Here is a 15,550-nt window from a genome sequence, read left to right as displayed (position 1 = left end):
GGCGAATCCTGCCGAAATCCGTTGCAGATCGGCTAATAGTTGGCCACGCACCGGACGTTGTTCGAAGAACCCGTCTCGGCATAGGTCGAGAAATTGCAGCTGTTGTTGCCGATCGTAATGCGGTAATTCTTGTTATCGCTGGTCACGGTGGCAGTCCAATGGAACGAATAGGTCCCGAAGTTGCCGAATTTATCGCCCGTATATTTGCCGCAGGGCAGGATATTGAACCCGATCCGCTCGATTGCATCGGGGAAATACATCGGGTATTTTCCCGCCGGGAAGATGCCGCTGGGTTTCGCCAGATTGAACATCGTGCCGCCGTCCACGGCATTGGCATTCGCCGCCCACAGCCCGCCTTCGGCCGCCGGGCGGCTGCCGCGCAGGTAGGAGGCGATGAATCCGTGATCGACCATATTCATGGCGGCCATCGGGTTCGTCTCGCGGTTGTCGGGCATATAGATTCCCGCCCCCGCATCCACTACGGCCTGAATGGAACTCATGCGAAGCCCGTAATCGTCGGCGACGCCCGCAGCCAGATCGTAGAAATCATAGGCGTTGGGAACGTGCCATCCCTCGGGACAGATTCCGCGGACCTGGATGTTGTAGGAGGCGACGCCGTTATTGAGCGTATAGGAGTTGCCCATGTCGTCGGTTCCCGACGCCCCGTAGACATAGGGATTCTCCCCGGCGGAAAGTCCGGTCATAGCCTCCGCCCACGTGTAGTAACGTCCGTATTTCGAACCGTCGGGATCGTCGGGAGCCGTCCGGCCGACCGAACCGTCTTCGCCGGCGTAGTTGAGGTTCACGGTCATCCAGGTCTTCGAGCCGTATCGCTTGGCCGGATACCCGTCGGTCGGAAGCACGCAGATCATCTTCCCGAAACGGTGGGTTTCCGAAAGCCCCGTCCTGCTGACCGTAGTCACCGAGATACCGTTCGCCGGAATGTTCACCGACTTGCGGTTGGCTTTGAGCACGACGCGCTCCGTATCGCCTCCGCTCACGACGGTCAGCGCCTCAGGGACGCTCCACGCATAGGTCGCCACCTGATCGTCTTCGGGCACGTAGACCGCGAACTCCTCGTCCAGATCCACCGTCAGCGAACCGACGATCGAAGTCTGCACGTAGGCCGGACGCGGCGGCAGCCCCGTCACCGTGATCTCTTTCCACAGGGTGCGGGGCGCACTGGCTCCCGCAGCGTTGCGAGCCTCGACGGTGATGACGCCGGCCGGAATGACGCCCTCGACCAGCCCGGCCACCAGCAGACGCGAGGTGTTTTCGCCCTCGATGACATTGAGCATCTCGGGCAGGCTCCAGAAATAATCCTCCGCTCCGGACTCTTCGGGAACCGAAAGTTCGAACGAATCGCCCATCCGGACGGTATAGGGGGCTTCGAGCCCCACGGCGATAAAGTCGGGTTGTCCCGGGACCGCAGGTTCGTCGTCGCCGCACGCGGCCATAAGAAGTGCGCCCGCAAGAGCCCGGGCCGCATATCCAATAAATCGTTTCATCGTATCGCAGGTTTTTATTTTCGGTTTTCAATCTCTTCGAGGCGCCGCTCCACGGCCCGCCAGGTGTCGGCCACCTGTCCGAAGCTGTCGTAACCTCCGACTTCGAACATGAATACGCCGTCGTAGCCCGTCGAGGCGATGGCCCCGATCACGGCGGGCCAGTCGATCACGCCCTTGCCCATGACCCAGTGCTTTTCATCCACGGCATCGTAGTCCGACACGTGGAGGCTGGCGATGCGGCCGCCCACGGCCCGGGCGAAAGCCTCGGGAGTCTCCTGCAACAAATGATTGGTGTCGAAACAGATGCCGACCGAAGGGTCCAACCGCCCGAACAAGGCCAGCATCTCGTCCGAGGTGTTGCAGAGACAGGTCCGCGGCAGGTCCTCGACCAGCAGCTGGGCGCCGGTACCGCGGGCCGCCTCGGCCAGCGTGTTGATCGAATTCACGCTGTTCTCGAAATGAACGGCGCGCAGCGAGTCGGCGATCGGTTCCGCGCTGGGATGCAGAACCATTTTCCGGGGTCCGAGCGCCTGTACGGCGTCGATGAACCAGGCGATCTGCTCCACGACCGCCGTGCGCAGCGAATCGTTCGGCGAACTGATGTCCCAGGCGCGGCCGAACGGAAGATGCACGGACCAGACGGTCAGTCCGACCCGCCCGGCATCGACGCGGAAACGCTCGATGGCCGCGAGCCGCTCCTCCGTGGATTTCCCGCGCAGCGAATTGAGCGTCACCTCCACATGGCCGAACCCGGCCTCTTTGGCCTGCTGCAATTTGTCAGCCGGCATGGTCAGCGATACCGACAGCCCCTTGGGCCAGCTGCGATAGGCTTCGAGCGCACTGCGGCGCTCCGTTCCGCATCCCGCCGCCACGGCGGCCAGGAGCAGGGGTACGATCCATTTTACGATGTTTTTCATAAGTCTGTCAGATTTCGGGTCGGTGATTTTCGGGATAGCTGAACGTATTGGCAAGCATCCAGCGGCCCTTGTAGATCTGGGCGCCGTCGCGCTGGTAAACGCTGCGGCCGCCGGTGTCGATCAGCTTGTCCGACCAGTAGCTTTGCGTCGGATAAAGCAAGATCGTCTCGTAGTCGGCCGGGCCCGACGACACGCACTTGACGTTGACCGTCGCGCTGGCATTGAAACGGGCGAACTCCTTGGTGGAGACATTGAATTTCCAGATCGCATTGGGCGTAGTGAGCCAAAGCTGGTTGAGCCCGTGCACCGGAAAGAGGTCGTGGGCGTCCTTCTGCCCGTCGGGAAGCGGATAGGTCTCCTGCAACGCCAGCGCCGGCCTGCCGTCGGTCCGGATGTAACGGTAAGCATGGAGCACATCGCCGGCCGTGGCCCACAGCAGTTCGTTCGTGCGGTCCCAGACGGCGTTATGGCCGAAATTCAGCGGATAGACCGCCGCAGGTTCGGAGGCGAACCGCTTCGTGAAATCGACCTCATAAAGGCGCAGCTTGTCGCCGTCGGCCGTGCCGTCGGTCGAGGAGGCCACGACGACATTGCCGTCGGGCAGCAGTTCGGCCGAATGGGGCTGGCCCTTCGGACAGGCGTAGAACATCACCCGTTTGTCCTCGATGCGGATGATCGCCACACCGCCCCGGGTCGCCGTGACGAGCAGATACTCGCAGTCATAGATCGGCTTGACCTCGTCGGGCAGCTCGAACCAAGCCTGCTCGGCGGCCGTCAGGTCCGAATCGGCGGGAGTCCACGACCAGAGCATTTCGCCGCTCGCACGATCGACGAGAGCGACACGGCTCGGGTTCTGTTCGACGAGTGCGATCACCTTATCGCCGGCCGATGCGGGCGGATCGAGCGGCGGCAGGGGAATGATCGGCCGGTCGTCGCCCTCGCAGGCCGCACATAACGCGACGGCCGCGCACACGCCGATGAAGAATTTCGAAAATCTGTGATTGTATGTCATGGTTGTACGTTTTTAGGAATTACTCGACTACCAGCCGGGATTGTTGGGCCGCAGCGTCGGGGCTATTTCGAGCTGGCTCGACGGTACGGGCCACCAGTAATCCCGTTCCTTGTTGAAATTGCGCGTACCGATCAGCGTGCCGTCGCTCTTGTAGATACTGAGGTTGTTCATCGCGTTCTCGGCTTCGCGCCAACGGCGCAGGTCGTTGTAATAGGTGCCCTCGCCCGCCAGCTCGACGCGGCGTTCATAGCGTATCTGACGGCGTATCTCGTCGGCATCGCCGCCCGGATAGGCCCATGCGGAGGAGGTGGTGAATCCCGCACGCTGGCGGATGGCCTTCACCGTCCGGTTCCAGATCTCCTCGGTCATCTCGCCCAGCTCGTTCTTGGCCTCGGCGTACATCAGCAGTATGTCGGCATAGCGCAGCAACATGATGTTCGTCGGCGAGCAGTTCTCGCCCAGGTTCAGTTCCTGATCGCCCGGGACCTTTTCGGTGTACACCGTGTATTTCTTATAGATGAACCCGGTTTGCTTGTTGGTAAAGCGGACGTTGGTATTGTCCGTTTTCACGGTCTCGCCCATCCAGGTCGATCCGGGATAGACGATCGTCTGCGCAAATCGCGGATCGAGGTCGGCATACCCTTCGGAATCGGCATAGGCGGACTCTTCGCGGGGCTTGCCGTCCTTCATCCAATAGCTGTCGATGAAGTTCCGGAGCGGGGCCGCGCTGTTGTACTGGCGCATCACGATGTCCGTGCTGTGTCCCAGCCCGAGGGGATTGGCGACGGCCTCGACGTTGAAGATCGACTCCGAAGAGTGCTCGGCCGCCTCGGTGAAAAGTTTCGCATAGCCGTCCTGATAAAGCGAATAGACGCCCAGTTCCATGACTTCCCACGCGGCATCGGCGGCCTCCTCCCAGGGCTTCGTCTCGTGCCCGGGATTGCACAAGGCGCTGGCCTCGAAATTGAGCACCCGGGCGCGAAGCGCCAATGCGGCGCCTGCGGTGGGACGTCCCTGATCGCTCTTGGCCGTGTACGTGCGGGGCAGAATCTTCGCAATGTCCCCCAGTTCATCGACGATGAAGCGGATCATCTCCGCCCGGTCGGTGCGCGTGCGTCCGACCTGCGAGATGTCGGGAGAATCGACGATCAGCGGCGCCTTGTAGTAATAGGTCGTAAGCACCGAATAGTAAAGGGCGCGGAGGAAACGCGCCTGCGCCTTCATCTGGGTGACGGCTTCGGCCGAAAGCTCCTTGTTGAGGCCGATATGCTGAAGCAACATGTTGCAACGGCCTATGCCGGTGTAGGCATCCTTCCAGCGGCCGGCAAAGATGCTTCCGTCGGCCGTGTGGCTGCCCTTGGCGAGATCGTTCCAGTTGAGCGTATTGGCATAGTTGTAGGCATTGGGCGTCGCGCACTCCTCCATGACGATGGCCATCCCGCCGAACATGCTGCCGTTGCGCAGCGGGAGATAGCAGCCCGTCAGTCCGCTCTCCGCGTTTTTGGCGCTGTACCAGAAAGTCTTGTCGCTGTAAGCGCCCGTCGGCTCGAAGTCCATCGAACACGAGACGGCCGCAGCGGACAGCAGCAGGCTCAGCCCGAAGTATATGATCTTTTTCATTTTCCAGCTTTTTGTCGTTAGAAACTCAGGTTCAGACCGATCGAAACGGTCTTCAGATTGGGGTATTCGTAGAGGTCCGTACGGGTGGTGGTGATCTCCGGGTCCCAAAGATCGAAATCGGAGATCGTCCAGAGGTTCTGGCCGCTGACATAGATCTGCAACGCCTCGATCCGCAGCGGCCTCAGCAGCCGTTTGGGGAAGTCGTAGGTCAGCTGGATGTTCTTCATCCGCAGGTAGGAGGCGTTGCGGAGCCATTTGGTCGAGGGGATGAAGTTCTCCGGAGCGTCGGTGTAGGTGGTCAGCAGCGGCAGTTTCGAATGGCGGTTGCTCTCGGTCCACGAATCGGTGGCCCAGTCCCGGGTCACGCCGGCGCCGTTGTTGAACGGCACCGCGAGATTCGCCCTCGGATAGGTATACACCTCGCCCACGCCCTGAAACTGCGCTTCGAGCGAAAGCCCCTTCCAGCCCATGTGCACGCCGAACGAATAGGTCACCTCGGGGATGGTGTTGCCGACGACGATCTTGTCCTTGTCGTCGATCACGTCGTCGTCGCAATTATTCTTGTACTTGAGATACCCCGGCCGGAGTTTCGTACGGTCGCCGTAAACGACCGCCGCATTGTCGATCTCCTCCTGCGACTGGTAGTAACCGTCGGCCTCATAGACATAGAACGAGCGGATCGGATAGCCCTCGCGGGTGATGAGCGTATTGCTGTTGGCCAGAATCTGCCCGCCGTCGAGCGACTTCACGCGGTTGCGGACGAAACTCACCGAACCGTTCACCCCGTAAGAGAAGTTCTTGACCCGGTCGCGCCAGGCGCCCGAAAGCTCGAAACCCTTGTTGAGCACCGTGCCGACATTGCTCTTGGGACCGCTGAGGCCGCCGACGTGCGACGGGATCGTGCGGGTCATGATGATGTCGAAGGTCTCCTTGTGGAAATAGTCCGCGTCGAGAGTCAGCCGGCTGTTGAAGGCCGCGAAATCCAGACCCACGTTGTACGAACGGGTCTTCTCCCACCCCAGCATGCGGTCGGTGAGCTGCGTCACGGCGAATCCGGCCGCGGGAGTTCCCCCGAACGAATAGTTCTGGTCGATGGCGTCGTAGGTCATCTGATAGCTGTACGGACTCACGGACTCGCTGCCCATCACGCCGTAGGAGGCGCGCAGTTTGAGCAGGTCGATCTGCTTCACCGCGAAGAATTTCTCCCGGCTGAGGTTCCACGCCACCATGACCGACGGGAACATGTGCCAGCGGTTGTCCCGCGAAAGGTTGCTCGAACCGTCATAGCGGAGCGTGCCCTCGATCATGTAGCGGTCGTCGTAGGTGTAGGCCAGACGCCCGTAGACCGAGATCATGCGCTTCATCCACGAACTGCCGGTAGCCTGTGCGTTGGTCTGGTTCGTGAGCGCCTCGAATTCGGTCAGCGTATTGTCGTTGAACCCGTAGTTGTAGGCTTGGAAATTCCGGCTGTCGTTGTGCTGCCAGTCCTGCCCCAGCATGACATGGATGTTGTGACGGTCGTAATCGTTCTCCCAGACGAGGCGGTGGGAGACGGTGTACTGCGCAGCGACGGCATCCCAGTCCTTCAAGCGCGGGGCCGCCGAGTTGAACTTCTTCGTATCGCCCGTCTTGGGATTGACCGTGTACATCTGCGGAATGAAGTTCTTGCTGTAATGGTCCGTCTTGCGGAATCCGACCGTCGCATAATATTTCAGATGCGGGGCCAGCCGCAGGTCGGCATTGATCGTGGCGAGCAGCTCCTGGTAATTCCGGTAGACGAAGCCCTGCTCGACCTCCATGCGCGGATTCTCGATGTTGTTGCGTCCCGGGGTGAAGAGCCACGTCGAACCGTAAAGGCCGTTGCGGTGGTAGTCCGAGAAGATCGGCAGACCGCGCATGATGGTATTCAGCACGGTCCCCGTCGAATACCCCACCTCGTCGAAGGTCCGCAGGTTGCCCTGGAACGTTCCGCTGACGTTGAGCGCGTCGCACACCCGCGCGTTGAGCTTCAGGTCGAAAGCATAACGCTGGGCGTCGTCGTTGTCGATGAAGACGCCCTTCTGGTCGGTGTAGCCGAAGCCCATCGAATAGGTCACGGCGTCGGTGCCGCCCGAAAGGCGCACGCTGTGCTGCTGCACGTAGCCGTCTTCGAGGCAGATGTCGAACCAGTCCGACGCGGGATAGACCGACCGGTCCGTCTTCATGCCCTCCATATATTCGAGTATCTGGCCGTTGCTGTACGACACGGCGCCGGAACTGATGCCGGAATTGATCTCGGCCAGATTGCGCAGCCGCATGTAGAGGATCGGATCGGTGACCACGTCCGGAAGATAGGTGGCCCGCTGCACGCCGTACTTGCCCTTGTACTCGATGCGGGGACGCCCTTTGGAACCCTTCTTCGAGGTCACGAGGATCACGCCGTTGGCCGCTTTCAGGCCGTAGATGGCGGCCGACACGTCTTTCAGCACCGAGATCGACTCGATGGTCGAAGGGTCTATCTCCGAGAAGTCGTATTCCACGCCGTCCAGCAGCACCAGCGGTGCGCCGCCCGTGGAGTTCAGCGAGTTGACGCCTCGGATCGAGATCGTGGCGTTGTCGCGGCCGGGCTGCGAACCGCCCTGGTTGACCCAGATACCCGGCGTGTTGTAGAGCATCTGCGTAGAATTGGTGATGGGCTGGTTCTCCTTGCGCTTGATGTCCACGGAGGCCACCGATCCGGTGAGCGAGAGCTTTTTCACGGTACGATACCCCACGACGACCAGCTCCTCCAGTTCGGTGGACTGGTCTTTCATCACCACGTCGATCTGCGAACGGTTGTTGACAGCCTCCGTGACACTCCCGTAACCGATATAGCGGAACGTGAGCGTCGCATCGGGAGCGACCATCAGCGAATAGGAGCCGTCGGAACCGGTGGCCGTGCCGTCCGTGCCGCCCACGATGACGGTCACGCCGACGAGCGGCTGTCCCTGCCCGTCGCGGACGGTTCCGGTCAGGCGGTATTTCCCGGGAGCCGCCGGGGATTCGGGCCCGGGGCCGGCCTTGCGGCTCAGAAAGATCCGGTTGGAACCCTGCATCCGGTAGTCGATGCCGGTGCCGGCGAGAATCCGGCCGAGAACGTCCTTGACGTCTCCTTCGAGTCGCCCGGCAGCGTTCGAGCGCGTTTTGACCAATTCGAGCGCATACGAAAATTCAATGCCGGTTTGTTTCGAGATTTGCGGCAGGATGTCGGCGAGCGTCTGCTTTTTCGCCGTGACGTTCACGACGATCCGCTGAGCCGACGCCGGGAGGATCACGAGCAGGAGCAACGCCGCCGCCAGCACTGTCCGCAGCCTCCCGACACCGTTTCGAACAGGCAACAGCGTACCCGCCGCGCCCTTGCGGGCGACGTTCGGAATGTAATTCATATAGTGAGATTTTAAGGTTTAAGATTGGATTTCGGATGAGACGGTCGGGATCTCTCCCGCGGTACAAGTCAGGCTGTCGTCATAGGCATTTCCGTTTGGGATTCTTCAAAAATTATCATCGATCGCGCGATTTCTTCCGGGTCAGCGTTTGCGTTTGATCAGGACGCGCCGGTCCTGAACGGTGTATTCGATCGGTACGATCAGATTCAGTATATCGAGCATCTGTCCGAGCGGTTCGTTGTTACCCACGACCAGGCGGTAGGCCGTATCGTCGAACGACGAGGGGTCATAGATGACCGACACGTCGTAACGCTCCTCGATCAGGCCAACGATCTCGCTGAAAGAGATACATTCGTAGACCTTGTGGTTGTAGTGCCAGGCCGTGTATTTCCCCGTCTGCACCTCGCTGACCGACAGCAGACGCCGGCTCCGGGCGTCCACCACGGCCTGCTGTCCCGGGCGCAGCGTGGCCAACTCCTCGCCCGAGGCGCTTTCGAGCGCGATGCGCCCCTTTTCGAGCGTCGCTTCGACCCGCTCGCCCGCCTTGACATTGAACGAAGTGCCCAGCACCCGGATATGCACACCCCGGGTCTCGACCACGAAAGGATGGACCGGATCGGACTTGACATCGAAAAAAGCCTCTCCGGAGAGTTTCACTCGACGTCGGCGCGTGCCGAAATCCTCCCGGAACGAGAGCTCCCCGCCCCGGTTCAGATAAACCCGGGTGCCGTCGTCCAGCACGAAGTCGAGCACTTCGCCCGGAACCGTATTGGCGATCGTATGCCACTCGAAACGCTCCCGGTATCTGTCAACCCCGATCCCGGCCAGTACCGCCCCGAAAAGCAGCGCCGCGGCGACCGCCGTGCGGGCCAGATACTGCAACCGCCGGATACGCCGGCGCTGGTCCAACTGCTGGTTTATCCTGCGGACAGCCCCTTCGACCTCGGGAGCCGAAGCATGTTTATAGGTGTTCTTCAAAGCCCAAAGCTGTTTGATCCGAAAGAACTCGTCCCGGTTCTCCTCGCTTCGCGCCATCCACTCCTCGACCATACTGCGGGTCTGTCCGTCACAGCGGCGGTCGAGATAATCGACGATTTTCTGAGGGCTGATCGTTTTCATCGTTGCCGTTTTACTGAATAAACAATCCAGAACCGGAATTTACGCAGCCGATCCTGGATTTATTTGAAAATCCGTTGAAAAAACTCAGATCATGGGAATCGACGCCAACATCAAAGCGAACAATTCTTCGGCGGAAATCCGGCCCCGCAGGAATTTCAATGCCAGGTAAAGATGCCCTTCGACCGTACGGCGCGGCATCCCGAGCAGTTCGGCGATCTCGGCGTTCGACATGTCGTGCAAAAATGAGAGCCGGAAAACCTCTCGCCGCTTGTCCGGCAGCTCCTCGATGATGCCGAGCACCCGTTCGAGCAGCTCCTTGTTGCAGAGCGTACGGACTATATCGTCGTTATTGGCCCGGAGCCACTCGGCCTCGCTCTGCGCAAGCGCATCCAGCGAATCGCCTCCCGCGAAATTTTTGCTGCGCTTGAGGCTGTTCAGCATGCGGGAATGGCATGCCCGGAAAAGATAGGTCTGAATCCCGGATGAAAAAGTCAGCCGGGAACGATGTTCCCAAACGTAGAGAAAGACATCCTGCACGACATCGCGGGCAGCTTCGTCATCGAGCAGAATACAGGCATACCCCATCAGCCGGGGATAATACTCCTGTATCAGGCTGTCGAAAAGCTCCCGGTCTTCGGTCCCCAATGCATGTATCTTCGTTGCGTCCATTGTTGCGAAAAAGCGAGAATAAAGGTATGAAAAAAATGGGACCGGACAAACCGAAGCCGATGAAATTTCCATGACAGACACAAAAAGCAGAGCTTTCCGATGCAGAGGAAAGGGACAATGCTCCACCAGCCACGGATTCGGATTCGGTTGACTTTACGGCCGATTCATCCGCTTAAAGCGCCCTACCCGCGTTCTCAAAGCCCACAAACGAAAAAGGCTCAGCAATCATCAGATTACCAAGCCTTTCATCAGTTGGGGTGACTGGATTCGAACCAGCGACCACACGCCCCCCAGAATTAAATTTTACTTTTTCCAATAAATTTAACGAACTATATTCCAGCGGATTTCACACACATTCAAAGAGTTGCAGTTTGCCATTATCGGGAGTTGTTGCGATTTCGCGTGTTCCACCTGTGTTCCACGTATCGTTCCCCTCCCGATCAAAATTGAAAAGTGAATCCCCGGCATCCGAAAATGCCGGGGGTTATTCATTCGGACAACCGACCCAAAATTCCTATTTCAGATCGCGGGCCTTGATGCGCACGACCTTTCCGTCGCGCACGACAACCAGTTCTCCGTCCTCCTTCTTCGTCTTTTCAATCAGACGCTTACGGGCGAGCAAAATACCTGCGTTGATTTTTTCTTGCATTTGTTTGATTTCAATCTCGCTCATAATTCGTAATCAGTTTATAGGATAACGCGTCTTCAACATGAATTGTTATGTTTTTCTCACCCGACGCAACTATTTTAATCTCTTCGTCTGCCGAGCTGTTGTCGTAGATTGTCCAGAAATCACAAATCGGGGTATAGAGGGTCGTTAAATTCTTGATGCCGTTCGCATAACGCCGCCGAATCACATCCGACGGAATGTTGTGCCCACCCTCGCTTACTCGTGTCGCAACACGCTCGACGGCCAGTTCGGGTGTCGGCAACCAAAAGAAGAGCAACGACACAAAATAGCCTTTCGCCTGCGCCCGCTCCACGAATTTCACATAGGAACGGGTCGCCAACGTCGTTTCAAACGCAAAATCCTCGCCTTCGGACAAAAGATCGCCCATTCGTTGCAACATCAGCCGTCCTGCCTCGATCGCCACGCTTTCGGGATTGAACGGCGACAGTCCTTTTGCTATTTCGTCGGCATTGACGAACTCCCGGCATCCCAACATTTCGGGCAGCACAGTATAGGATGCAGTCGTTTTCCCTGCACCGTTGCAACCCGCTATGATATAGAGTTTCGGCATATTTCATAACAAAGGTAACTATTTCAGCCGATTTACGGCCAAATGCCAATCTATAAAAATCACATTATACCGAGCTGCGACATTAAAAATCCAGATTTTTCCCATATAATTTATTTATCCACATGGCAAATAATCGGTCGGTTACAGAAAAAACCTTGTTAATCTCGGTGATAAGATCCTTTTCGAGCAATTTCTTTGCGGCCGACTGTACCGAACTGGCCGAAGTAAGACTGTGCCGTTTGATGAAATCGGCAGATGTAATACGCTCGGCTTCGCCCTCCCTGGCGATGGCATAAAGCAACTCCTTCTGCTTTTCGGGAACGTTCGACAGAATCTCTCGGAAAATCGTATCGTTCGAAGCAATCATATTATCGATGGCAGCCCGGATCATCTCCAACGTACATTCGTCGCCTTCGGGCGTATCGGCAAACGATTCGTTGAAGGTCTTTTGGATATAGTAGGTGTGCCCCTGAAAAAGTGCATAAATCTTTTCCACATCGACGGCGGCTATCGAACGGTTGCGCCGCTCGAAATGCCCGACGATAAACGGAATGTAAATCTCCACAGGAATGGCTTTCAGCTCCAACATGTCGGCACTATGGTAGAACGGCCGGGCGGCTGATGCAAACATCTCCTGCATCATGTGGCGTTCGCTCCCGGCAAAGATAAAATGGCTGTTCTCCGACCTTTGGATGTGAGTCCGCAACAAAGCCTCTATGTTCTTCTCCGGATATTTGGCAATTTGCTGGAACTCGTCAATCGCTACGATGCAAGGCTTGTCCGCATGAGCCAAATATTGGAAAATCTCATCGAGCGTATATTCGGGCCGCTCGATATCTCCCAACTCGACATTGAAAGCGGGAAGATTGGTGATGGGGTCGAACCCAAATTTCCCGCTGATGGACTTAATCGTCTGAATGAAAAGAGTCACCATTTTACGACTGCGAGGCAGGAGTGTTTCATAAATCTCCCGGCCGAGCAGATAGGTAAATTCGCGGAGGCTCGACGTATGCAGAATATCGATGAAAAAAGTGTAGTACTCCTTACCGATCTCCGGCTTGTCGTAACAGAACTGAATCAGCCCTGTTTTACCCATACGGCGCGGTGAAATGACAACCAAATTATTGCCGTTGGTAATCGACTTGACAAGCCGGGCTGACTCGCTTACCCGATCGCAAAAATACTCCGGAGCGATCTTTCCGGTCACGATGAATGGATTTATAATCTTCGCCATAGGAATATCATTTTTGCAAAAATAATTATTTTATTCAAATTATGCAAGTCAAATAATTATCAAGCAAAGTAATTGCGCCATTCCGCCGACATAAGATCGATACTGAGAAAATTGAGCAGTGAATAAAATATCAAAATATCGAGATTTTTGCAAAATCTCGATATTTTTATCTATGCAAATGCGAATCCACTGTTTGTAACAACACAATGTACAGATTTATTATTAGATCTACAATTAAAACCAAGAAATATTTGCAATCGCTTTCTCGGCATATTATTTTTGCCTCGTCTACGACAGATGGGCAATTTAGTAATCGCATCATACTCTGCAATTCTCGGGTAGGCGGTTAGTGCTTCAGCCGGATCTATCGAATCCAGCTTTGACAGTATCTTCATTCGCTTGTCGTATGACATTTCGATAACTATCAGCGAATCAAGAAGAAAAACTGTGCAAAGCTATGGCTTATTCCATCCGATTTCCACGTCGCCACGACAAGGCCGACCGCAACGGCCGTTACGCCGTCAGGCTGTGTATCACCAAAAACAAGCGGCGCAAATATATCGCGCTCGATCTCTACGCCGATCCCGCATATTGGGACGAGGCCGGCGAGCAATTCATCATCCTGCGCAACCTGAAAGGAGCCGAGCAGAAAGCCGAGAATAAACAACGCGAAGCCGACAATGCGCTGCTGGTGAAATACAAGGCCCGTGCCCGTGAGATCGTCGAACGCTTCGAGATCGAAGGCATCGACTGGACGCTGAACCAGTTCGAGGACGCCTTTCTGAACACCTCCAAACAGGGAAAGTTCAACGCCTATTTCACCGACCGCATCGCGGAACTGCACGCGACGGGACACATCGGAAACTCCCAGACTTACAAACAGACGCAGGACATGTTGAGAAGCTATGACCGGAAGCTGGATCAACGGCTCTTTTCCGACATCGACCTGCGTTATGTCCGGGGATTCGATATGTTTCTTCAAAAGCGGGGCTGTTGCGGCAACACACGTAAATTCTATTTCAAGGCGTTGCGGGCCATTCTGAACCGGGCCAATGCGGAGGGTGTCGGCTCGGTGGCGACCTATCCGTTCGGACGGGGCGGATTCGAGGTCTCCAAACTCGAAGAGGCGACCGCCAAACGCTATCTGCCTGCCGCCGAGTTATCGAAACTCAAAAGCACCACGGCCAACAATCCGCAATGCGAATACGCCCGCAAGCTGTTTCTCTTCTCCTACTATTGTTACGGCATATCGTTCATCGACATGGCGATGCTCACGACCGCCCATATCAAACAGATGGAGGACGGCGATTATATCGTTTACAAGCGGCAAAAGATCAAGCGGCAGAAAGGAGTCAAACCGATTTCGATCAAAATCACGCCCGCAATCCGGCAACTGATCGGGAGCCTGCAAGCGGCATCGCCGACCGTGGACGATTTCCTGCTGCCGATCGTCACCCGCTCCGGCTATACGGGCGAGCGGCTCTACATGCACATTCGAACCCGTTACAGCAAGTACCAGAAATACCTGCGTCTGCTCGCCGAGGAGCTCGGAATTGATTTCCACCTGACGAGCTACGTCTCCCGCCATACGGCGGCCATGACCTTGCAGCGCAACCACATCCCGCGCGAGGTGATTTCACAGATGCTCGGCCATGCCGATCTGGAAACCACGAACATATACCTCGACAGCTTCGACAACGGAGTGATCAACGAAGCGGCGAAAGTTCTCTAACGGCCGTCACGGTTTAATTTAATTTGTCCTTTGGTACTATAAGTACAAATTTACGATTCAAAATAAACTACGATGAGAATTCCATTCAGCTATCAAGCCTTTTCAGCATTGCTCCCGGATGAAACGAGGGCCATTGTCTACTATACGGAACAGCATTGGACCTATTGTCCCCACTGTAATATCCGGCTCACACGACCTTTGAGGAGAAGAAATCCGCTGCTGTTACGTTGCCCTCAATGCGGGAAAACCGTCTCCGTTTTCACAGGGACCGTCCTTCAGGGGACGCGGACGGACCTCCGATACTGGCTCTATACCGGCATGCTGTTTTATTTCTGCAAGAGTCATTTCCCCCAGTTCCAGCTACCTCATCTGTTGTCCATAAAATCCATAAAGCAGGAGGTCGGAGCCACCTCAGATCAGACCATGCGCCGGATATACACGACCCTCAGGCGGCTTTTCGATAGCACGGATGAAGACGACATAAATTTTCGAAACCTCATATTCCAACCCCTCTATTTACGCGCCCAGCAACTCCGACCATTCTCATTGACCTATACGGGCTGTAATCGTTCATTAAATTCATTATTTTCATTAAGTACCCCTGCAGAATAGCTCTCTCGCAAGGGTACTTTCATTTTAGAGCCTATGTATATTCCATTATCATATTTCAGTATAAAAACTCATCTAAAATAATATTTTTTATGACAAAAATTACTGATGAAACCCCGATCGCCATGCTGACCGTGGGACAACTGAAAGAGATTCTCGGCATCGACCGAATCTTGGGTAACCTTACTGCGAATCAAGCTCCGACTGAGCAAGTAATGACCATCGAGGAGGTCGTGCGCCTGACCGGATACAGTAAGGCGACGATTTACAAATTTACGAGCGATAGAAAGATCCCGTTTCGCAAGCCGGAGCATGGCGGAAGGCGGCTCTACTTTCAGCGTGAGGAGATTCTCGACTGGTTGCAGAGCGAATCACACCCAACAATCGAACAATATTGTAATAACCATATTCATTAGTGTCCCGTTAAAATGGGACGAGTTAAACAATTAATCAAATAGCCCCGGAATAATGGGATTATATAGATC

The 15,550-nt window shown here is 56.2% G+C and carries 12 protein-coding genes; 2 read left to right on the top strand and 10 right to left on the bottom strand.

What is annotated here, in order from left to right; translation table 11 throughout:
• Positions 1-32: 32 nt before the first annotated feature.
• The 10 genes from WMO46_RS03250 to WMO46_RS03205 all read right to left on the bottom strand — a co-directional run bounded on the left by WMO46_RS03250 (position 33) and on the right by WMO46_RS03205 (position 12,724).
• Positions 33-1,508, bottom strand: coding sequence for an FISUMP domain-containing protein (locus tag WMO46_RS03250; RefSeq protein ID WP_349093775.1), 1,476 nt, complete (start codon positions 1,506-1,508; stop codon positions 33-35).
• 14 nt (positions 1,509-1,522) lie between these two features.
• Positions 1,523-2,425: a sugar phosphate isomerase/epimerase family protein gene (locus tag WMO46_RS03245; protein ID WP_349093774.1), complete on the bottom strand. Its 903-nt coding sequence runs from the start codon at positions 2,423-2,425 to the stop codon at positions 1,523-1,525.
• A gap of 7 nt (positions 2,426-2,432) precedes the next feature.
• Positions 2,433-3,437, bottom strand: coding sequence for a DUF6528 family protein (locus tag WMO46_RS03240; RefSeq protein WP_349093773.1), 1,005 nt, complete (start codon positions 3,435-3,437; stop codon positions 2,433-2,435).
• Positions 3,438-3,464: 27 nt separating this feature from the next.
• On the bottom strand, positions 3,465-5,057 hold the full coding sequence (locus tag WMO46_RS03235) for a RagB/SusD family nutrient uptake outer membrane protein (protein WP_195496908.1): 1,593 nt from the start codon (positions 5,055-5,057) through the stop codon (positions 3,465-3,467).
• A gap of 17 nt (positions 5,058-5,074) precedes the next feature.
• Positions 5,075-8,461 carry a TonB-dependent receptor gene (locus WMO46_RS03230; RefSeq protein WP_349093772.1) on the bottom strand — a complete coding sequence of 1,129 codons (3,387 nt, stop codon included), beginning with the start codon at positions 8,459-8,461 and terminating at the stop codon, positions 5,075-5,077.
• Between the two features lie 141 nt (positions 8,462-8,602).
• A complete protein-coding gene (locus tag WMO46_RS03225; RefSeq protein ID WP_129651510.1) occupies positions 8,603-9,580 on the bottom strand; it encodes a FecR family protein in 978 nt (325 codons plus the stop codon).
• Positions 9,581-9,664: 84 nt separating this feature from the next.
• Positions 9,665-10,249 (bottom strand): RNA polymerase sigma-70 factor, encoded by a 585-nt coding sequence (locus WMO46_RS03220; protein ID WP_165357757.1) that lies wholly within the window; start codon positions 10,247-10,249, stop codon positions 9,665-9,667.
• A 514-nt stretch (positions 10,250-10,763) separates the two neighbouring features.
• Entirely contained in the window at positions 10,764-10,922 is a 159-nt protein-coding gene (locus WMO46_RS03215) for a hypothetical protein (RefSeq protein ID WP_015547366.1), read from the bottom strand.
• The gene (locus tag WMO46_RS03210; protein WP_129651508.1) at positions 10,909-11,490 is read right to left on the bottom strand and encodes a zeta toxin family protein; all 582 of its coding nucleotides are present in this window, start codon (positions 11,488-11,490) and stop codon (positions 10,909-10,911) included. The genes WMO46_RS03215 and WMO46_RS03210 overlap by 14 nt, the downstream gene beginning before the upstream one ends.
• Before the next feature lie 82 nt (positions 11,491-11,572).
• Positions 11,573-12,724 (bottom strand): AAA family ATPase, encoded by a 1,152-nt coding sequence (locus WMO46_RS03205; RefSeq protein WP_349093771.1) that lies wholly within the window; start codon positions 12,722-12,724, stop codon positions 11,573-11,575.
• A 457-nt stretch (positions 12,725-13,181) separates the two neighbouring features.
• Here WMO46_RS03205 and WMO46_RS03200 point away from each other — a divergent pair, with 457 nt between their 5' ends.
• Positions 13,182-14,456, top strand: a complete 1,275-nt coding sequence (locus tag WMO46_RS03200; RefSeq protein ID WP_349093770.1) for a site-specific integrase — start codon at positions 13,182-13,184, stop codon at positions 14,454-14,456.
• Between the two features lie 701 nt (positions 14,457-15,157).
• Entirely contained in the window at positions 15,158-15,481 is a 324-nt protein-coding gene (locus WMO46_RS03195; protein WP_349093769.1) for a helix-turn-helix transcriptional regulator, read from the top strand.
• Positions 15,482-15,550: the final 69 nt, after the last annotated feature.

Source organism: Alistipes intestinihominis (assembly GCF_040095975.1).
Classification (GTDB): domain Bacteria; phylum Bacteroidota; class Bacteroidia; order Bacteroidales; family Rikenellaceae; genus Alistipes; species Alistipes senegalensis.
The sequence above is the reverse complement of the archived record's forward strand: the minus strand, read 5'-3'. Positions and strand labels throughout refer to the sequence as shown.